The sequence below is a fragment of the Streptomyces sp. NPDC047853 genome, assembly GCF_043204535.1.
In the GTDB taxonomy this organism is placed as follows: domain Bacteria; phylum Actinomycetota; class Actinomycetes; order Streptomycetales; family Streptomycetaceae; genus Streptomyces.
This window is the reverse complement of record NZ_JBIDCI010000008.1, coordinates 319,418-337,743: the sequence shown is the minus strand read 5'-3', so window position 1 is coordinate 337,743 and position 18,326 is coordinate 319,418. Positions and strand designations below refer to the sequence as shown.

Below are 18,326 nucleotides of genomic sequence, written 5' to 3'. Positions count from 1 at the left end.
TGTCGGACGGCGAGGTTGATGGCGGCGGCGGTGTTCTCGGGGGCCATGCCGGAGGATCCGCGGTGTGCGATGGCGTCGGGTGGGGTGCTGGGGGTTCTGGTTGTGGTGCCGGTGGCGTGTTCGTCGGCGTGCGCGGTCGTCGAGGTCAGTGCCAGGGCCAGACCACCCAGCACCGCCACCACGACACCCGTGCGTCTGTTGCCCACCTGTCTCACTGCAGCCTCCCGTGTCGTGTGACCAGCCGGTGGAGCGGAGCGGGGAACGGTCGTCGCGGACCGGTGGCGTCCCGGACGGGGCCGCCGCCGGTCCCTGTACGGTCAGGAGGAGGGCGTGGAAACGGCCCGGAGTACCGCGGTGGCCAGGGCCACGGGAGCGCCGGACGCCTTCACGGGGTATCGGTCACGCCGCTGGTTCCAGTCGTTCTCCAGGGCGAACCAGTCGATGGCGACCGGTGGCCGGCCGGTGACCAGAGCGGTGTCGAGCGAGTCGAGGTACGTGGTCCAGCGCATCGCGTAGAAGTCGGAGACCAGTCCGGACCATTCCCGGTTGGCGTAGTCCCGCAGGCCGCCCGAGTCGCTGCCGGAGCGGTGCCCCCAGGTGGTGAGGATCGAGCGTGCGTCGAACTCGGCGGCGGCCTTCTGCGCCTCCGTACGGCCCCAGGACTTCGCGTCCTCCAGCCACGGGCCGAGGAGGAAGCGGGTGTCCGTGGCGAGCAGCCGGTCCAGCAGCGTGAGGCTCCTCTTCCACTCGGCGGCACGCTCCCGGAAGCGGGGCAGGTCCCCGGCGTCGTAGGCGGCCTTGATCTGCGGGAGCAGGGTCCGGCTGTGGTTGGCCAGGACCTGGCGGGCGACGTCGACCAGGTCGAAACGGTAGGCGTCGGTGCTGCGCAGGGCCGGTGCGACCCGCAGCAGCTCGGCCAGCGCCCGGCGTACCGTCTCCGGGTCGTACCTCATCGCGCCGGGACTCCAGCTCGCCGCGTTGGTGGCCGTGAGCCGGGGCCGCGCGGTGAACAGGCTGTCCTGCGACTCGCTCCACGTCCCGGAGGGGGTGCTGTACGGGCCGGCGCGCAGCAGCTCCCACGCCGCACTCGCATGCGGGTCGGGGCCGCCGTAGCGGCGTTCCGCGTAGCCGGCGAACCACTTCCGCTGGTCCACGGGTCCCGTACGCCAGGCCAGTTCGGTGAACAGCTCGTAGGCGACGGGGTTGCCGCCGGTGCCCTCCGGCATGTAGGCGATGCCCGCGAGCGCGCTCCCCGCCTTGGTGCGCCACTGCTCGAACCGCTCGGCCCAGACGGCGGTGTTGGCACCCATGGTGGTGTGTCCGCCGAAGTTCGGGATGGTGCCGAAGGCGTAGGGCGCGCCGTGCCAGGCGGCTTCGCGGTCGAGGCCGTCGTAGCGGTCGGACAGACCGTCGACGATGAGCAGCCTGCGTTTGTCGACGGCGTCGATGATCTGCGTCGACGGGTTGTTCTGCCAGCCGATCAGAGTCCATACGGCGCCCGGGCGGGCGGTCTGGAGAGCCTTCATCACGGCTTGCGCGGCGTCCCGCACGGGTACGTTCCCGGGCCGTCCGCCCTCGTGCAGCAGATCCATCTTGTACATCGTCGAGGCACCGAACAGCCTCCGCTGGTGACGGTAGAACGAGGCGGCCACCTTCGGGAAGACCGCGCTGCGCGGGTCGAGCCAGTCGGGCCGCTCGAATCCGACCCAGTCACCCTGCGGGACGACCGGACCGGTGGGATTGCGCTCGGTGAAACCCGGAGGCACGGTGCCGTAGTAGCCGGGCAGTACGGGAGTCATGCCGAGTTCGCGCAGCCGGTCCGCGATCCGGCGGCCGAGGTCCGCGCGGTCCCGGAGCAGGCGCTCGGAGACGGGGCCGCCGAAGCCGGACATGTTCTGCATCAGCCACCAGGGCTGGTGTGCCGGTCCGGGGATCCAGGACCTCAGTTCGTCCTCGGAGTAGCCGAACTCCTGGAGGGTCTCGTAGTAGACGGCGTCGGCACCCATCTGCACGAAGACCTCGTTGACGCCGTGCAGGGCGAGGAGGTCGATCTGCTTCTCGTAGTCGGCCCAGTCGCGGTAGGCGCCGGAGTAGCCGTCATCGGTGTCGTTGAGCGCGAAGCGGTGCGGTACCGAGGCCTGTCTGCGGACGGGCTCGCCGGGGGCGGGCAGGGTGCGGGGCAGACGGGCCGTGCTCCGGCCGGGCCAGCCGAGGTCCACGTGGGCCGTGTGCTTGAGGTACCAGTTGACGCCGCTGAGGAGCACGGCGGGACTGGTGCCCTGCACGCGTACCCGTCCGGCGCCGCCGGAGACGCCGAACCAGTCGCCGGACGCCGGGCGGTCCACGGCGACGAGGGTGAACTGCGCGGCGTGGCGCGGGAGCAGCCGGGCGAGGGCTGCCCTGGCGGGTTGGGTGGCGAAGGCCGGCTCGCCCGCGGGAGCGGCCGCCGCGGGGGAGGGGACGGGCCGCAGGGCCGTGGTGAGGAGGACGAGAGCGACGGCCGCGTACAGGGCAGCCCAGGGTCTGAGGCTTCTCACCGGTCACCTCTGTCCGTGTTGTCGACGGTGTGTTCGTGAATATGGAGGGCGGAGGGTCACCGGTCAAGACCGACTCTCGGCCCCTTTGCTCCGTGCGGCGCACCTCCGGCCACGCCCACCGCATTGACATGTCCAGTACGAATCGGGATGCTGGGCACGTCTCCTTCCATCGATGTAAACGCGGCCCGGTGAGGAGGCGGTGGAACACGGAGTGGAGCGGCCGCGGACACGCAGACCCTGTGGAGCCCACCGAGGTAGGGAACATGAAGCCTGTCCGGCACCTCTTCCGCGCCGTCGCCGCCGCCTCGGCCGGTGTCCTCGCCGTCCTGCTGCTCCTGTCCTCCGGCGGTCCCGCCCAGGCGGAGCAGACCGGCCTGCGGGCCGCCGACCCCAGTGTGATCCGGGTCGGCGGCACCTACGTCTCGGTGCAGTCCGCCGCTGGCGGCATCGTGGTACGGCAGGCCGCGTCGACGGCGGCCCTGGCGTCGGCTCCCGCTCGGCAGGTCTGGTGGGACACCCGTGACCGCGGCGAGGTGTGGGCGCCCGAGATCGTGCGGGACGGCGGCCGCTACCACATCTACTTCGCGGCGGGGCGCGGCGCGGCCCACCGGATGTACGTGATCAGTTCGGCCACCGCGGACAGCGGGTACACCGCCGAGACGCGTCTGGCCCTCCCCGACGACAAGTGGGCCATCGACGGGACCCTGTTCACCTTCTCCGGGCAGCGCTGGTTCGTCTGGTCGGGCTGGGCCGGCGACACCGACGTCGAGCAGAACCTCTACATCGCGCGGATGAGCAGCCCGACCACGCCGACCGGCGCGCGGTACGTCATCTCGCAGCCGCGGGAGAGCTGGGAGCGCGTGGTGGGCAACCCGTTCATCAACGAGGGGCCCGAGCCCGTCCTGGACCCGAACGGGCAGCTGCACATCGCGTACTCGGCCAACGGGAGCTGGAGCGACCAGTACTGCCTCGCCGACCTGAGGCTGCGGGCCGGCGGTGACCCGACCTACGTGTGGGACTGGTACAAGTCCAACGGCTGCCTGTTCGGCTCCCACCGCTCCACCATGATGCCGGGCTGGGACCCCACGCTCCACGTCGACGGCCCCGGCCACCACAGCTTCGTCCTGCTGGACGGCGACATCGCCACGAGCCCGCCCGCCGGTCCCCGGTTCCCCCTGATGTTCCACGCGGTCGCGAAGGGAACGCCGTACGCCTGGGAGAACCGCTACTGGTACACCGGCACCTTCTGCTGGTGGGGCGGGACGACCTACAGCCGCTCCGGCGTGCCCGGCCCCCGCAGCGACACCGGCTGGAGCCTCAAGTTCTTCGAGTAGGACCGCGGGGCCGGCGCCGGCTCGTAGGTGGGCCACCGGGTGACCCGGTGGAAGGGGCGCCGTGCCGCGCGGAGGCTTCCGCGGGGCACGACGCCCGTGTCCGTCGAGCGGTACGCCCTAGCAGCCGAGGTTGTCCCCGGGGGCGACGCCGAGCAGACGGGTGAAGCGCTGGTAGTTGTCGATCCGGCTCTGGACCTGGGCGGGGTTCCCGCCGTCGCACTCCAGGCTGCCGTTGATGGCCCGGATCGTCTCCCCGAAGCCCGCGCCGTCGACCATGGCGTCGTGCGGTGTCATGGTGCCGGACCCGCTCTGCGTGTTCCAGTACCACAGGCCGGTCTTCCAGGCCACGGCCGCGTCGTTCTGGACCAGGTCCGGGTTGTTGAGGAGGTCGATGCCGAGGGCGTCGCCGGCGGCCTTGTAGTTGAAGTTCCAGCTGAGCTGCACGGGGCCGCGCCCGTAGTACTTGTCGTTGCCGGCCGGGCAGCCGTACGGCTGGGTCGTGTCGCAGTAGTGCGGATAGTTGGCGGTGTTCTGCTCGACGACATGGACGAGCCCGCCGGTCTCGTGACTGACATTGGCCAGGAAGGCGGCGGCCTCCTGCTTCTTCACCGTGTCGTCGCCCGTGTTCGAGAAGCCGGGGTAGGCGCTGAGCGCGGCGGTGAGACCGCTGTAGGTGTAGAAGGAGTTCCTGTTCGGGAACATCTCGTCGAACTGCGCCTCGGTGACCACGAATCCGGCGGCGCGTGCGTCGGACTTCTCGGCGGCGGCGGTCGGTGCGAGGGTCAGGGTGCAGAGGGCGGCGGCCGCGCCGGTGGCGGCCAGCAGGGCGAAGGTACGACGGTGCACGGTGGTCGACTCCTGATCAGGTGGGGGTACGGCATGCCGAGGAAGAGGGGGCGGTGGTGTGCTCCCCGTACGCTCCCGCCCCCGGCCGGGACGGTTCCGGCACCCGGGGGCGGGGCTCCTGCCCCCGGGTGCCTCCTTCATCGGAGCCGTCAGCCGCCGACGTGGACGTCGATGCACGCGTAGAACGCGTTGTCGGTGTCGGCCACGTTCCACACGGCGAGCACCTTCTGCCGGCCGCTCAGGCCGCCGAAGTCCACCTGGTGGTCGACCACCGCGCCGGGCTTGGCGCCGCCGTCGTCGAACAGGGCGATCCGCTGACCGCCGACGTAGTACTCCCAGGTGCTGGTGGCGTGCTGGGCGGTGAGCTTCCACGAGAACGTCGCGTTCCTGGGTACCGGTGTGACGGCCCAGCCCTTGCTGTCGTCGTCCAGCTCCGCGAAGCGGCTGTTGCCGCCGCTGCAGCTGGTCAGGCCCTTGGAGCCCTCGACGCTCTGGGGTTCGTAGGTGATGTCCCCGCAGGACACGGTGCCCGCCGCGCACTGGGCCTGGCGGCTGGGCGGGTTCGAGATGTAGCCGTGGGCGCTCGCCGAGGCGGCGGGGAGGCTGACGGCGATGACGGGGGCGAGGGCCGCGCCGATCAGTACGGCGGTCTTCCTGCCTGCGTGCATGGGAAAACTCCTTCAGCTCAGGCCGACCCCGGAGCACGCGCGGTCAGGTGTGGGGGGTGACGCGCACGTCGGGTCCGGCCTCTCGTGAGTGGGGGGATCGAGAGACGCGAAGGTGGGCACACTCGTCGCTCCGGTGGGGAGCGCTGCCCGGACAGGGGTCAACTCTCCAAGCGGAACGGCGAGTTCTGTTGGACTAGACCATACAAGCGGCCGACATGACCGTGTCAAGGGTGTGGCGTGCGGGGGTCGGTGAGGTGTCCGGGTGTCGTGAGGGCGGACGGCGTGCCCCTCGGTGATCCGGGTGCCGGTTCGCCGCCTGACGGGTCTCGACTTGATAGGCAAGTGGCGCCTTGCCTATCATGGGGCGTGTGGCCGACGACCTCTTCAAAGCCCTGGCCGACCCGACGCGCCGGATCATCATGGACGAGCTCGCGGAGCGGTCCGGGCAGACACTGTTCGAGATCTGCTCGCGACTGAGCATGAAGCACCGGCTGGGCATCTCGCGGCAGGCGGTCTCCCAGCACCTCGCGGTGCTGGAGGCGGCCGGGCTCGTGGAGACCAGCCGCGAGGGCCGCTACAAGTACCACGACCTGAACACGGCCCCGCTGCGGCAGATCGCCGAGCGATGGCCCCCACCCGACGGACCGGAAGAGAGCTCCCCATGAGAATCCGCCTGACCAGCATCTTCGTCGACGACCAGGCCGAGGCCCTGCGCTTCTACACGGAGATCCTCGGCTTCGTGAAGAAGCACGACGTCCCGGTGGGGGAGAAGGACCGGTGGCTGACCGTCGTCTCCCCCGAGGAGCCGGACGGCACCGAACTCCTGCTGGAGCCCGCGGGCCACCCGGCCGCGCGGACCTACCGCGACGCACTCGTCAAGGACGGCATCCCGCTCGCCCAGTTCGCGGTCGGCGACGTGAAGGCGGAGTACGAGCGCCTGCGCGGCCACGGCGTCCACTTCACCCAGGAACCGCTGGAGATGGGCCCGGTCACCACCGCGGTCTTCGACGACACCTGCGGAAACCTGATCCAGATCGCTGCACAGGAGCAGTAGGCGCCTCGCGGTTCCCGGCACCCCCCGGCGCGAGGGACCGTGGACGGGGAGCCGGGTCACCGGGGGTGCCGGCGGGCGTGCCGCCGCCGTGCGGGGCGGGTGCGTGCCCGTTCCCGGCGGCCGGTCAGGCTGCCTGTGCCTTCTCGTGCTTCCAGAAACCCGAGAAGGTGATGCGGTCCTTCGGCAGCCCCGCACGGTGCAGGTGCCTGCGTCCCTCGGTGGCCAGCATCGACTCGCCGACGACGAAGGCGTACCCGGTCGCGGCGGCGGAGGTGAGCCGCCGCAGTTCGCGGAGCGCGCCCGCGCCGGGGACCGCGGTGCGGTCCTCGCGTACCACCCAGGAGACGGACACGCCGGCCGGGGCGTCGAGTGCGCGCCGGTCGTCCGGGGTCGGGACCTCCTGGATGAGCCGTCCGACGGTGCCGGCGGGCAGGGACCGGAGAATGCTCGCCGTGGCGGGCAGTCCGGTCTCGTCGGCCACGATGGTGACCTCGGAGGCGCCCTGCGGGCAGTCGAACAGGATGCCCTGGTCGAGCAGGGCGAGGGTGTCACCCGGACCGGCTTGGCAGGCCCAGATCGCGGCCCTGCCCTCGATCTCGCCTCCCGGACCGCGGTGGACGACGAAGTCGATGTCCAGCTCCGCCGACCGCGGCCGGAAGTCCGCCACCGAGTAGTTGGCGCAGTGCGGCCGCTCGTGCTCGGGAATCGCCAGATACGGCTGCCACCACTGCGAACCGGTGAACTCCGGCAGCCGGAGCCGTTGTTGGCGGGGCAGCGGGAAGAACAGCCGGAACCAGTGGTCGTAGCCCGCCCACGGGAACTCGGCGAGGCTGTCTCCGGTGACCGTCACGCGCTGCATGGACGGGGAGACCCGTTCCGCGCGTACGACGCGGGCGTGGAACATCCGGGGGTGCTGCGGCGTGAGCCGACGAACCTTGGCCATGAAGGCAAGGCTAGCCTAACTTCCGCGTGGTTCGGTGGGCACCCGTACGGAAGCCCGCTTCCCGTCGCTCCACCGAATTCCGGCCGAGCGATGATTCACGCGCCGCCGGCGGGTCGACATGGGGAGGGAAAGGAGTCCGTCATGCCCGAACAGCGATCCGCGGCGCGACCCACCGCCGAGCTCGACGCCCGCTACAGTTCCGCGCTCAACCCGCGTCCAGGGTCCGAGGCCGTGACCGCCACGCAGTGGACCGAGGCCCTGCGACGACTGGACGAGGCCGAGATCTTCTGGGCGTCCACCGTGCGGCCCGACGGCCGACTGCACGTCACCCCCGTGATCGCCGCCTGGAGCGACGGGGTGCTGTACTTCTCGACCGGTCCCGAGGAACAGAAGGCGCGCAACCTCGCTCATGACGGGCACTGTGCGCTGACCACCGGAAGGAACTCGCTCACCGAAGGACTCGACCTGGTCGTCGAGGGCACGGCGGTGCGGGTGACCGACCCGGCGGTACTGGAACGGGTGATCGAGGCGCACGAGACCAAGTACGGCCCGCACATCACCGCGCCCGAGGGCACCTTCCACGGAATGGGGGACCACGTCCGCAAGGGGGACGTGGTGGTCTTCGCCCTCGCCCCGGCCGCGGCGTACGGATTCGGCCGGGACGACGGGGTGTACACCCACACGCGCTGGTCGTTCTGACGCGAGCGGCTCCGCCAGGAGTGACGAGGGTCCGCGAGGGCCGAGCCCTCACGGTGTCGCCCTCCACGCGGCCGCCCCGCCGGCCTCGGCATGCCCCTGCCGGGGGTGAATGAGAGACTTGCACTGTTCGGGGCGCGTACGAGAAGCCCCCGGGTGATGTGCGACCAGAAGTGTTCGGGCCTCCGCGACGAGCGTGCCGGGAGCCGGTCTCCGGGCCGCCCCGAACCGCACGGTGACGCCCGAACGGAGGCGGCCCGGCTCGGGAGTGGCGGATGTTCCGAAGGCGTCCCGCACCTGACGGTGAAGAGCTGCTGGCCAGGCTGGCGTCGCTCACCACCCGGACGCGGGAGCTGGCCGAGCTGCGCCGGTCCCAGATGGAACTGGCGATCGCCCTGCAGCGCGACATGCTTCCCGCCGACCTGCCCGTCGTCCCCGGCATCCACCTCGCCGCCCGCTACTCCCCCGCGTACGCCGGACTCAACGTGGGCGGCGACTGGTACGACGCCTTCGTCCTCCCCGACGGCCGGATCGGCCTCTCCGTCGGAGACGTCCAGGGCCACGCCATCGACGCGGCGGCCTTCATGGGCCAGATCCGCGTCGGCCTGCGGGCGCTGGCCTCCGTCACCAGTGAGCCGGGCGACCTGCTCGCCCGCACGAACGACCTCCTCCTGACCCTGGACAAGGACCTCTTCGCCACCTGCACGTTCATGCGCTTCGACCCGGCGACCGGCGAGCTGGAGAGCGCGCGGGCCGGGCACATTCCCTGTGTCTGGGCCACGGCGGACGGCAAGGCCGAGGTCTCCGAGGACGAGGGGGGACCGCCGCTGGGCATCCTGCGGGGGTCCGAATACCCCGTGACCCGGTACCAGCTCGACACGGGCGGCGTCTTCGTCCTGCTCACGGACGGCGTGGTGGAAGGGCCGTCCCTGAGCGTCGACGAAGGACTTGCGAGGGTCGTACGGCTCGCGGGCATCGCCGCCGTCGCGGGCATGGAGGCGCACTCGCTCGCGGCAGCCGTACTGAAGAACGCGGAGCTGGTGGGACACGAGGACGACGCCGCCGTGCTCGTCGTGGGCCACGACGGTCGCGGCGTTACGCCGTAGGGCGGGCCGGGGCACGTCTGGGATCGCTGACTCGGCCGCCTCGGTGTCTGATGGCTGCTGTGGTGGGTATCCGTGCATGGCCGCGACCGGTCGTCCTCGCCTGCGAGACGCTGCTCGTCGCCGTCTGCTACTACGCGGCGGGGCGACTGGGGCTCTCACAGCGGCTCGTCGCGGACGGAGCGGTCGTCACCCCGATCTGGCCCCCCACCGGCGTCGCGCTGACCTGTCTGCTGCTGTTCGGGTTCCGGTGCGTGCCGGGCATCGCGATCGGCGCCCTGCTGGTCGTCGCGTCGCTCACGGTTCCCGGGCTGTCGGCCGTCGGGATCGTGCTGGGCAACACCGTCGCACCCGTGTGTGCCTGCCTGATGCTGCGCGCGGTCAGGTTCCGGGTGAGCCTGAGCCGTCTGCGCGACGGCCTCGCCCTCGTGTTCCTGGGAGCGCTGACGGCCATGCTGATCAGTTCGGGATCCGGCGTCGGCGTACTCGTCCTGACGGACAAACTCGCTCCCGACGACTTCTGGCTCGTCTGGCTGGCGTGGTGGGTGGGAGACGCCATGGGCGTCGTCCTCGTCACCCCCCTGCTGCTCCTGCTGCACCGGGCACGCCGGCCGCCCCCGTCGGGCCGGTGGATCGAGGCCGCGGGCCTCGCCCTCGTCGTGTGCGTCCTGGTCCCGATGGTCACGTACAGCTCGGTCAGCGCCCTGTTCCTCGTGTACCCGCTGCTCGTCTGGGCCGCGTTGCGGTTCCAGCTGGCGGGCGGGATGCCGTGCGCCCTCTTCGCCTCCGTGACCGCCACCGTCGCGGCCAGGCAGGAGACCGGCTCCTTCGGCGGGCTCACCGATGTCGAGATCATGATGAAACTGCAGGCGTTCAACGGGACCCTGGGGCTGACCGCGCTCCTGCTCTCCGCCGTCATCAGCGAACAGCTCAACACCAGGCGGTCGGTCGAGCGGGCCTGTCACGAGCTGGTCGAGGCGTTGCAGCACCTCAACGCCGGAGGCTCCGGAAATGCGGGGACACCCGGCCGGGACGCCCGGTGAGCGCGGGGACGCGGTCGTGCGGGCCCTCTGCCGTGGACGGCGGCCGCGTCCGCGCCGCGTACGGGCCGGCCCCGGCGGTGACGCCGGTTCCGCGCGCGGGGTGGCTCTCGGTCGCGGAGGCGTCCGGCCCCGGCGCCCGGCTCTCAGTCGCTCTCCGTCCCCATGACCCGTCGGGCCGCCTCACCCTCCGCCGCCGACGGGGACAACTCGTCGAGGGTGTCGAGGTCCGTGTCCGCCTGGAGCTCCCGCTCCCACTCCTGCGCCAGGCGTTCCTGCTCCTCGCGGGACCGGGCACGGACGGCTTCCCGGTGGTCCGGGTCCAGAGCCGCCAGGAAGCGTCCGACAGAGTCCGTGGGCATGGCCGTGCTCCTAGGGTGGGGGATGGGCGCCGGTACCGGCCCAGGATGGCCAACCGGTCCCACGGCGGCCGTTCGACACGGCCTCCGGCCACCCTTTTGGGCGCAGCGCACCCGACGCGGACACCCGGCGGACCACGGGGGGCGCCCGGCGACCTCCGCCGGCGGACCTCCCGGCGGCCCTGACGAGGGCGTCCAGCACAATGACCGCATGGTCCACCCTTCCGGCCCACGCGCCGACGCCGACGGCGTCCTGCTCCGTACGCGTGCGGTGGCCGCGGTGGCCGCCGTCTCGACCGTCGCCGCCGGGCTGGGACTCAGGGCCGCGGCGGAGGGGGAGGTGGCCAAGTACGGCGGGGACGCCCTGTACACCCTGCTGCTGTTCACCCTCGTCGTCCTGGTCGCTCCCCGCGTCACGGCACCGCGGGCCGCCGCCGTCGCCCTGGCCCTGAGCTGGGGTGTCGAGTTCCTGCAGCTGAGCGACCTTCCGGCGGAGCTGTCCCGGCGGAGCACGGCGGCCCGCCTGGTCCTCGGCTCCACCTTCGACGCACCCGACCTGTTCTGGTACGCGGTCGGCGCGGCGGCTGGCTGGTCGGCCGGACATCTGGCGCGCCGCGCCGCCCGCCCGGCCCGACCGGGTGCGCGCCGCCGGCTCCGCGGGACGGAGGTCAGTGGGCGTCCGCCGCCACCGACGGAGGACGGAAGCAGGCGATGACCGTCTTGCCGTCCGGGCACGGATGCGCCTCCCAGCTGTCGGCCAGGGCGTCGACGAGGAACATCCCCCGCCCGCCGAGACGTTCCTCGCTCGGCGGCCGAGCGCGCGGCAGCGTGCTGGAGGCGTCGTGGACGGCCACATGGAGGCAGCGGCCGTCCCAGGTCATCACCAACTGAGCGTGCGAACGGGCGTGCACGTGTGCGTTCGTGACCAGTTCGGACACCGTGAGCAGCACGGCGTCCACCGTCTCGGAGGCACCGGCCGTCCAGTCGAGGGTCTCCAGGTGCTTGCGCGCCCAGTCACGTGCCGTCTTCGGGCCGGTCTGCATCGGCAGCGAACGCGCCCACCCCACTGCCCGTAGCGACGAATCATCCACTGCGGCCCCCATCCCGGTCATCCACTGCGGTCCCCATCCCGGCTCGACTTCACTGCGTCGCGACTACCCCCGGGGCGCGGATTGAAGCGGCGATGTCCACGCAGTGGGGCGGCCCTCTCCCGGCCCGGTCGGCCTCGACGCCTCGGCGGGCGCCTCACATACTTGCGGCCACATCGATTCGGCCACATCGATGCGGCTCTCCGTCCAGGGCCGGATCGCGGCTTCAGTCCGAGCGTGCTGCCTGCGCGTGGGACACGGTCGTGCGCGACACCCCCGCGACGTGAGCGACGTCGGCGATGGTCGGCTGTCTCGGGCCGGGGGCGGAAGCAGGCATCCGCGCGGACTCTCCTCGCCGGCGGGACAGGGTGGGCGCCACCATCTTCCCCGACCCGGCGGGCACCCGCGCGCACCGGTGCCATCGCCGGGCCGTCCGGCCTCCCGGTTCCTCGCGCGGTCAGGCGGCCCCGGCCGTGAGCGCGGCCAGTTCCCCCAGTACGCGGGCCGACGGTGCCGGGTCGACCAGCCACTTCAGATGGCTGCCTGCGAGGGTCCGCACGTCGTACGGGTTCTCCGGTGTGAGTTCGTCGCCCTCGCGGATCAGCCGGTCCTGCATCACGGGGGGCATGCTCGCGTCGTCCGCCAGACGCACGAAGGTCTTCGGGACGCGGCCCCAGGTCGCCGCCTGCGCCCGGTCGTCGGCACCGCCGACGTCGAGGTTCTCGTCGGGCTGGAAGGTGTTCAGGAAGGTCAGGAACTCCTCCTCGGTGCCGTCGGCGAGGAAGGCGGCCTTGAGCGCCGCGAGGGCGTCACGGTCCGCGGTGCGGAAGTTGACGCGGAGCAGCCCGAGTTCCGCCGGGTTCCCGGCCATCGCCAGGCCGACCGAGGCGGCGTCGACCGTGGCCATCTCCGGCTCGGCGTAGTAGTCGTTCACGTCCAGACGGACCGGGCACCAGGCGGCGACGTAGACGATGCGGTCGATGAGGTCCGGGCGCGCGTTGGCCACGGCGGTGGCCGTGACGCCGCCCCGGCTGTGCGCGACCAGGATCACCGGCCCGTGTTCCTTGGCCCGTTCCAGGACGCTGATCACGTGCGCCGCGTTGTCGGCGAGCGTGACCCCCTTCAGGGAGCCCGGCGCGGTCGCGAGACCTTCGGCGTCCTGCGGTGCCTGGTACGCGTGCGAGTAACTCGCCGCGAAGCCGTGGCCGGGGAGGTCCACGGCGACGGAACGGTGCCCCAGCAGACCGAGCTCGGCCTGAAGGGGTGCGAAGGAGAAGGAATTCGCGAAGGCGCCGTGTACGAGTACGAACGTCGGCTGCATGGTCTACCCACTCTCAGGCCGGGGCAGCGAACGGCTGCCCGATGGATCAACGGACCCTACGCAGCGGAAGATCAGCGGCGCAACCGGTCCGAATCCCTCCGCTTTCCCGCCCCTGGCGGCCCGCGGCCCGGATCAGACGGAGGCCGCGTCGGCGGCCGGGTGCGGGGCGGGAGGTAGCGGGGCCCGGCGTCACCCTTGTGGCCGGACGGCGAGTGACTCCGGGAGCCGGACGGCGACCGACTCCGAGGCGGCGCGGTGAGGAGGATGCCGCGCACGCGCGTCACGACCGGCGGCGCGCGAGGCGGCGGCCCTGGTCCGCCGGCGACGTCAGGCGGGAGCCGAGGGGGCGGCCGCGTCGCCCGTGAAGGCGTCCAGGATGCGTTCCGCGGCCAGCGTCGCCGTCAGCTCACCCTCCCTGACCCGCTGTTCGAGCCGTGGGGCGAGAGCACGCACGTCCGGGTCGGCGTGCAGGCGGCCCAGCAACTCGTCGCGGACCATGGCCCAGACCCAGTCGACCTGCTGGGTACGGCGCTTGGCGGCGAGGCGGCCGGTGGTCTCGAGCAGGGTGCGGTGCTGTTCCAAGCGGTCCCAGACGGCGTCGAGCCCGGCCGACTCGCGCGCGCTGCAACTGAGCACCGGGGGTGTCCAGAAGGCGTCCTGGCCGTGCATGAGCCGCAGGGCACCGGCCAGTTCGCGGGCCGCCGCGCGGGCGTCGCGTTCGTGCGGGCCGTCGGCCTTGTTCACGGCGATCACGTCGGCCAGTTCCAGCACGCCCTTCTTGATGCCCTGCAACTGGTCGCCGGTGCGGGCCAGGGTGAGCAGCAGGAAGGAGTCGACCATGTCCGCGACGGCCGTCTCGGACTGGCCGACCCCGACCGTCTCCACCAGCACCACGTCGTAGCCGGCGGCCTCCATCACCACGATCGACTCGCGGGTCGCCTTCGCGACCCCGCCGAGCGTCCCCGCGGTGGGGGAGGGGCGGACGAACGCCGCCGGGTCGACGGCCAGGCGTTCCATCCTGGTCTTGTCGCCGAGGATCGAGCCGCCGGTGCGGCTCGACGACGGGTCGACGGCGAGGACGGCGACCCGGTGCCCGAGACCGGTCAGCATCGTGCCGAAGGCGTCGATGAACGTCGACTTGCCCACGCCCGGCACGCCACTGATCCCGATCCGCCGGGCCCTGCCGCCGTGCGGCATCAGCTCGGTCAGCAGCCGCTGGGCGAGCGCCCGGTGCTGGGGGCGGGTGGACTCGACGAGGGTGATCGCCCGTGCGACGACCGCGCGCCTGCCGCCTAGGACGCCCTCGACGTACGCGTCGAGATCGAGAGCCATCAGGTCACCGGCTCACAGCTCGCCGAGTCCGAGGTCGGACGCCAGCCGCCGGACCAGGTCACGAGCCGCGTCCGGGATCACCGTGCCCGGCGGGAAGACCGCGGCCGCGCCCATCTCCAGCAGGACCGGCACGTCCTGCGGCGGGATCACCCCGCCGACCACGACCATGATGTCCTCGCGCCCCTCCTCGGCGAGCGCCTCGCGCAGCGCCGGGACGAGCGTGAGGTGCCCGGCCGCCAGGGACGACACCCCGACGATGTGCACGTCCGCCTCGACCGCCTGACGGGCGACCTCGGCCGGGGTCTGGAACAGCGGGCCGACGTCCACGTCGAAGCCGAGGTCGGCGAAGGCGGTGGCGATCACCTTCTGCCCCCGGTCGTGACCGTCCTGACCCATCTTGGCGACCAGGATGCGCGGCCTGCGGCCCTCCTCCTCGGCGAAGGACTCCACCACCGCCCGGGTGCGCTCCACGGCCGGCGACTCGCCCGTCTCGTTGCGGTACACACCGGAGATCGTACGGATCTGGCCCGCGTGGCGTCCGTACACCTTCTCCAGGGCGTCGCTGATCTCCCCGACCGTCGCCTTCGCGCGAGCCGCCCGTACCGCCAGCTCCAGCAGGTTGCCCCCGCCGCCGGCTGCCCGCGTGAGTGCGTCGAGCGCGTCCCGGCAGGCGGTCTCGTCCCGTTCCTCCCGCAGCCGCCGCAGCTTGGCGATCTGCTGGGCGCGTACCGAGGAGTTGTCGACCTTGAGCACCTCGATCTGTTCGTCGGACTCCACCCGGTACTTGTTCACGCCGATCACCGGCTGCCGCCCGGAGTCGATCCGCGCCTGGGTGCGGGCGGCGGCCTCCTCCACCCGCAGCTTGGGGATGCCGGCGTCGATGGCCCGCGCCATGCCGCCCGCCCGCTCCACCTCCTGGATGTGCTGCCAGGCCCGGCGGGCCAGGTCGTACGTCAGCCGCTCGACGTAGGCGCTGCCGCCCCAGGGGTCGATCACCCGTGTCGTGCCGGACTCCTGCTGGAGCAGCAACTGGGTGTTGCGGGCGATGCGGGCGGAGAAGTCGGTGGGCAGGGCGAGCGCCTCGTCGAGGGCGTTGGTGTGCAGCGACTGGGTGTGTCCCTGGGTGGCGGCCATCGCCTCCACGCAGGTGCGGGTGACGTTGTTGAAGACGTCCTGCGCGGTCAGCGACCAGCCGGAGGTCTGCGAATGGGTGCGCAGGGAGAGGGACTTGGCGTTCTTCGGATCGAACTGCTTCACCAGCTTCGCCCACAGCAGCCGCGCCGCGCGCAACTTGGCGATCTCCATGAAGAAGTTCATGCCGATCGCCCAGAAGAACGACAGCCGGGGCGCGAACGCGTCCACGTCCAGCCCCGCCTCCTGCCCGGCCCGGATGTACTCGACGCCGTCGGCGAGGGTGTACGCCAGCTCCAGGTCGGCCGTCGCCCCGGCCTCCTGGATGTGGTAGCCGGAGATGGAGATCGAGTTGTAGCGGGGCATCCGCTTCGAGGTGTACGCGAAGATGTCGGAGATGATCCGCATCGACGGCTTCGGCGGGTAGATGTAGGTGTTGCGGACCATGAACTCCTTGAGGATGTCGTTCTGGATGGTCCCGGCCAGCTTCTCCGGCGGCACACCCTGTTCCTCCGCCGCGACGATGTACAGCGCCAGCACCGGCAGCACGGCACCGTTCATCGTCATCGACACGCTCATCCGGTCCAGCGGGATGCCGTCGAAGAGCTGCCGCATGTCGTAGATCGAGTCGATGGCGACCCCCGCCATGCCGACGTCGCCCGTCACCCGCGGATGGTCGCTGTCGTAGCCCCGGTGCGTGGGCAGGTCGAACGCGACCGACAGGCCCTTCTGCCCGGCCGCCAGGTTGCGCCGGTAGAAGGCGTTGGACTCCTCGGCGGTGGAGAAGCCGGCGTACTGGCGGACGGTCCAGGGCTGGTTGACGTACATCGTCGGGTACGGGCCCCGCAGGTACGGCGCGATGCCCGGGTAGGTGTCCAGGAAGTCCAGGCCCTCCAGGTCGTCCCCGGTGTAGAGCGGCTTGACCGAGATCCCCTCCGGTGTCCGCCACACAAGGTCGTCACCGTCGGCGGCCTTCTTCACGGCGGCACGCCACTCGTCGGGGCCGGCGGCGGAGGGCGGAGCCCCCAGCTCGATCGCCGAGAAGTCGGGGATGGACATCAGCGCACTCCCATGCGGTCGAGGGTCGCCGACAGTACGGCGACCGCGTCACAGCCGGCGAACACGAAGGTGTCCACGCCCGCGTACGGTCCGGGGCGGCCGGCGAGGAACACGTGCTCGGCGCCCGCCTCCCGCAACGCGGCGGCCGTGTCCTCGGCCTGCTCCGCGTACAGCGCGTCGCTCGAACACAGGCACACCTCCCGCGCGCCGCTGCCCTCGAAGCCGCCCTCGGCGACGGCCTCGATGCCGCCCGCCCGGAAGAGGTTGGCGGCGAAGGCGAGCCGGGAGCTGTGCGCGGCGGCCGGGCCGAGCGCGGTCAGGTGGACGCGCGGGCGGGAGCCGGTCGCGGCCAGATGGGCGTCGGAGCGGGCGCGCAGCACCTCGAACGCCTCGTCCCGCCGCACCCGGGGCAGACCCCCGGTGGGCGGCTCGGGCGCGGGCGCGCGCACCACCGGCTTCTCGTCCAGGTGCGGGAACTCGCTGACCCCGGTGACCGGCTCCCGCCGCTTCGCCAGCTGCTTGCTGCGCACCGCCCACGTCTGTGCCAGCCGTTCGCCCACCGTCCCGGAGCGCAGCGCGGCCGCCTGCCCGCCGGCCCGCTCGATCTCCTGGAAGAACGTCCAGGCGGCGTGCGCCAGTTCATCGGTCAGCCGCTCCACGTACCACGAGCCGCCCGCCGGGTCGATCACCCGGGCCAGGTGCGACTCCTCGATCAGGATGGTGGACGTGTTGCGGGCGACACGCCGGGCGAAGGCGTCCGGCAGGCCGAGCGCGTCGTCGAAGGGCAGCACGGTCACGGCCTCGGCGCCCCCGACCCCGGCGGCCAGGGCGGCGACCGTGGTGCGCAGCATGTTCACCCACGGGTCGCGGCGCGTCATCATCACCGGCGAGGTCACCGCGTGCTGGAGCTGCGCACCATTCCTCGGCGCCCCGCAGACCTCGGCCACCCGAGCCCACAGGCGCCGCGCCGCGCGCAGCTTGGCGACGGTCAGGAACTGGTCGGCGGTCGCGGCGTACCGGAACTCCAGCTGCGCCAGGGCCTGAGCCGTGTCCAGTCCGGCCGCGGTCAGCTCCCGCAGGTAGGCCAGGCCCGTCGCCAGGGAACAGCCCAGCTCCTGCGCCGCGGAGGCGCCGGCCTCGTGGTACGGCAGCGCGTCCACGGTCAGCGCTCGCAGCCCCGGGTGGCGCGCGGCGCACAGCCGGGCCGCCTCGGTCACGGCCCCGCTGTCGTACGGCCCTCCGGAGCGGGCCTCGTGCCCCAGCGGGTCGCCCCCCAGGTTGCCGCGCACGGCGTCCGCGGCGACGCCCCGTTCCTCGTGGATCCGCAGCAGCTCCCGCGCGGCCGGCTCGAACGCGTCGCCCGCCTCCAGGACCACCGGGGCCAGATCGAGGTGGACGCCGTCGAGGGCGCGGTCGAGCGCGGTGACGGGGATGCCGGCGGACCCGCCGACGGTCAGCCACAGGGAGGTGACGCCGTTCTCCAGGTCGGTCAGGACCGCCGCCGGGTCGGCCGACGCGTGCCGCTGGCGCACGTCCCAGCCGCCTACGGCGCAGCCCTCGGGGCGGCTGCCGCGCACGAAGGGCGGGAAGCCCGGCAGGCCGGGTCCCGGCGCCTCGTCGCGCGCGGAGTAGAGCGGACGGGCCCGCAGTCCGTCCTCCAGCGCGGTGGACAGGGCGTCCTCCGCCTCGTCGTCCGGAACCTCCCGGCCCGACCTGCGCAGTACACCGGCCACCAGGTGCTGCCACTGCTCGTGTGTCGCGTCGGGGAACTCGGCCGCCAGGGCGAGTCCGTCGTCAGGCAGGAGCGTCATGCTC

The 18,326-nt window shown here is 72.3% G+C and carries 17 protein-coding genes and 1 pseudogene; 7 read left to right on the top strand and 11 right to left on the bottom strand.

The window, feature by feature from the left end; translation table 11 throughout:
• A pseudogene (locus ACGF5T_RS18230) lies at positions 1 to 206 on the bottom strand (glycerophosphodiester phosphodiesterase); the annotation flags it as partial.
• 111 nt (positions 207 to 317) lie between these two features.
• Complete coding sequence (locus ACGF5T_RS18225) at positions 318 to 2,537, bottom strand: alpha-N-acetylglucosaminidase (protein WP_366767953.1); 2,220 nt, start codon at positions 2,535 to 2,537, stop codon at positions 318 to 320.
• A 263-nt stretch (positions 2,538 to 2,800) separates the two neighbouring features.
• On the opposite strand from ACGF5T_RS18225, the gene ACGF5T_RS18220 reads away from it, so the two are divergent.
• A complete protein-coding gene (locus ACGF5T_RS18220; protein ID WP_366767952.1) occupies positions 2,801 to 3,871 on the top strand; it encodes a glycoside hydrolase family 43 protein in 1,071 nt (356 codons plus the stop codon).
• Positions 3,872 to 3,988: 117 nt separating this feature from the next.
• Here the strand turns inward: ACGF5T_RS18220 and ACGF5T_RS18215 are convergent, their stop codons facing one another.
• Together ACGF5T_RS18215 and ACGF5T_RS18210 are read right to left on the bottom strand one after the other, a co-directional pair.
• Positions 3,989 to 4,717 (bottom strand): chitinase, encoded by a 729-nt coding sequence (locus ACGF5T_RS18215; protein WP_366767951.1) that lies wholly within the window; start codon positions 4,715 to 4,717, stop codon positions 3,989 to 3,991.
• A 149-nt stretch (positions 4,718 to 4,866) separates the two neighbouring features.
• Positions 4,867 to 5,385: a lytic polysaccharide monooxygenase auxiliary activity family 9 protein gene (locus ACGF5T_RS18210; protein ID WP_366767950.1), complete on the bottom strand. Its 519-nt coding sequence runs from the start codon at positions 5,383 to 5,385 to the stop codon at positions 4,867 to 4,869.
• Positions 5,386 to 5,753: 368 nt separating this feature from the next.
• Between ACGF5T_RS18210 and ACGF5T_RS18205 the strand changes: the two genes are divergently transcribed.
• Both ACGF5T_RS18205 and ACGF5T_RS18200 read left to right on the top strand, forming a co-directional pair.
• The gene (locus ACGF5T_RS18205) at positions 5,754 to 6,050 is read left to right on the top strand and encodes a metalloregulator ArsR/SmtB family transcription factor (protein WP_356611666.1); all 297 of its coding nucleotides are present in this window, start codon (positions 5,754 to 5,756) and stop codon (positions 6,048 to 6,050) included.
• Entirely contained in the window at positions 6,047 to 6,439 is a 393-nt protein-coding gene (locus tag ACGF5T_RS18200; RefSeq protein ID WP_356611668.1) for a VOC family protein, read from the top strand. Before ACGF5T_RS18205 ends, ACGF5T_RS18200 begins: the two co-directional genes overlap by 4 nt.
• A gap of 124 nt (positions 6,440 to 6,563) precedes the next feature.
• Here the strand turns inward: ACGF5T_RS18200 and ACGF5T_RS18195 are convergent, their stop codons facing one another.
• Positions 6,564 to 7,382 (bottom strand): siderophore-interacting protein, encoded by an 819-nt coding sequence (locus ACGF5T_RS18195; RefSeq protein ID WP_356611670.1) that lies wholly within the window; start codon positions 7,380 to 7,382, stop codon positions 6,564 to 6,566.
• A 141-nt stretch (positions 7,383 to 7,523) separates the two neighbouring features.
• Between ACGF5T_RS18195 and ACGF5T_RS18190 the strand changes: the two genes are divergently transcribed.
• The 3 genes from ACGF5T_RS18190 to ACGF5T_RS18180 all read left to right on the top strand — a co-directional run bounded on the left by ACGF5T_RS18190 (position 7,524) and on the right by ACGF5T_RS18180 (position 10,224).
• Positions 7,524 to 8,081 carry a pyridoxamine 5'-phosphate oxidase family protein gene (locus tag ACGF5T_RS18190; protein ID WP_356611672.1) on the top strand — a complete coding sequence of 186 codons (558 nt, stop codon included), beginning with the start codon at positions 7,524 to 7,526 and terminating at the stop codon, positions 8,079 to 8,081.
• A gap of 272 nt (positions 8,082 to 8,353) precedes the next feature.
• A complete protein-coding gene (locus ACGF5T_RS18185; RefSeq protein ID WP_356611674.1) occupies positions 8,354 to 9,184 on the top strand; it encodes a PP2C family protein-serine/threonine phosphatase in 831 nt (276 codons plus the stop codon).
• Positions 9,185 to 9,234: 50 nt separating this feature from the next.
• Positions 9,235 to 10,224 (top strand): MASE1 domain-containing protein, encoded by a 990-nt coding sequence (locus ACGF5T_RS18180; RefSeq protein WP_366767949.1) that lies wholly within the window; start codon positions 9,235 to 9,237, stop codon positions 10,222 to 10,224.
• A gap of 143 nt (positions 10,225 to 10,367) precedes the next feature.
• Here the strand turns inward: ACGF5T_RS18180 and ACGF5T_RS18175 are convergent, their stop codons facing one another.
• Positions 10,368 to 10,583: a hypothetical protein gene (locus tag ACGF5T_RS18175; RefSeq protein WP_366767948.1), complete on the bottom strand. Its 216-nt coding sequence runs from the start codon at positions 10,581 to 10,583 to the stop codon at positions 10,368 to 10,370.
• 208 nt (positions 10,584 to 10,791) lie between these two features.
• Here ACGF5T_RS18175 and ACGF5T_RS18170 point away from each other — a divergent pair, with 208 nt between their 5' ends.
• Positions 10,792 to 11,295 (top strand): DUF2809 domain-containing protein, encoded by a 504-nt coding sequence (locus ACGF5T_RS18170; RefSeq protein WP_366767947.1) that lies wholly within the window; start codon positions 10,792 to 10,794, stop codon positions 11,293 to 11,295.
• Here the strand turns inward: ACGF5T_RS18170 and ACGF5T_RS18165 are convergent.
• From ACGF5T_RS18165 to ACGF5T_RS18145, 5 genes are all read right to left on the bottom strand, one after another.
• Positions 11,249 to 11,692, bottom strand: a complete 444-nt coding sequence (locus tag ACGF5T_RS18165) for an ATP-binding protein (RefSeq protein WP_392888379.1) — start codon at positions 11,690 to 11,692, stop codon at positions 11,249 to 11,251. The genes ACGF5T_RS18170 and ACGF5T_RS18165 overlap by 47 nt on opposite strands.
• A gap of 433 nt (positions 11,693 to 12,125) precedes the next feature.
• On the bottom strand, positions 12,126 to 12,989 hold the full coding sequence (locus ACGF5T_RS18160; protein ID WP_366767945.1) for an alpha/beta fold hydrolase: 864 nt from the start codon (positions 12,987 to 12,989) through the stop codon (positions 12,126 to 12,128).
• Between the two features lie 327 nt (positions 12,990 to 13,316).
• Positions 13,317 to 14,321, bottom strand: a complete 1,005-nt coding sequence (meaB, locus tag ACGF5T_RS18155; protein WP_366767944.1) for a methylmalonyl Co-A mutase-associated GTPase MeaB — start codon at positions 14,319 to 14,321, stop codon at positions 13,317 to 13,319.
• A gap of 12 nt (positions 14,322 to 14,333) precedes the next feature.
• The gene (gene scpA / locus ACGF5T_RS18150; protein ID WP_366767943.1) at positions 14,334 to 16,511 is read right to left on the bottom strand and encodes a methylmalonyl-CoA mutase; all 2,178 of its coding nucleotides are present in this window, start codon (positions 16,509 to 16,511) and stop codon (positions 14,334 to 14,336) included.
• Positions 16,511 to 18,322 carry a methylmalonyl-CoA mutase family protein gene (locus ACGF5T_RS18145; RefSeq protein WP_361015197.1) on the bottom strand — a complete coding sequence of 604 codons (1,812 nt, stop codon included), beginning with the start codon at positions 18,320 to 18,322 and terminating at the stop codon, positions 16,511 to 16,513. Before ACGF5T_RS18145 ends, scpA begins: the two co-directional genes overlap by 1 nt.
• Positions 18,323 to 18,326: the final 4 nt, after the last annotated feature.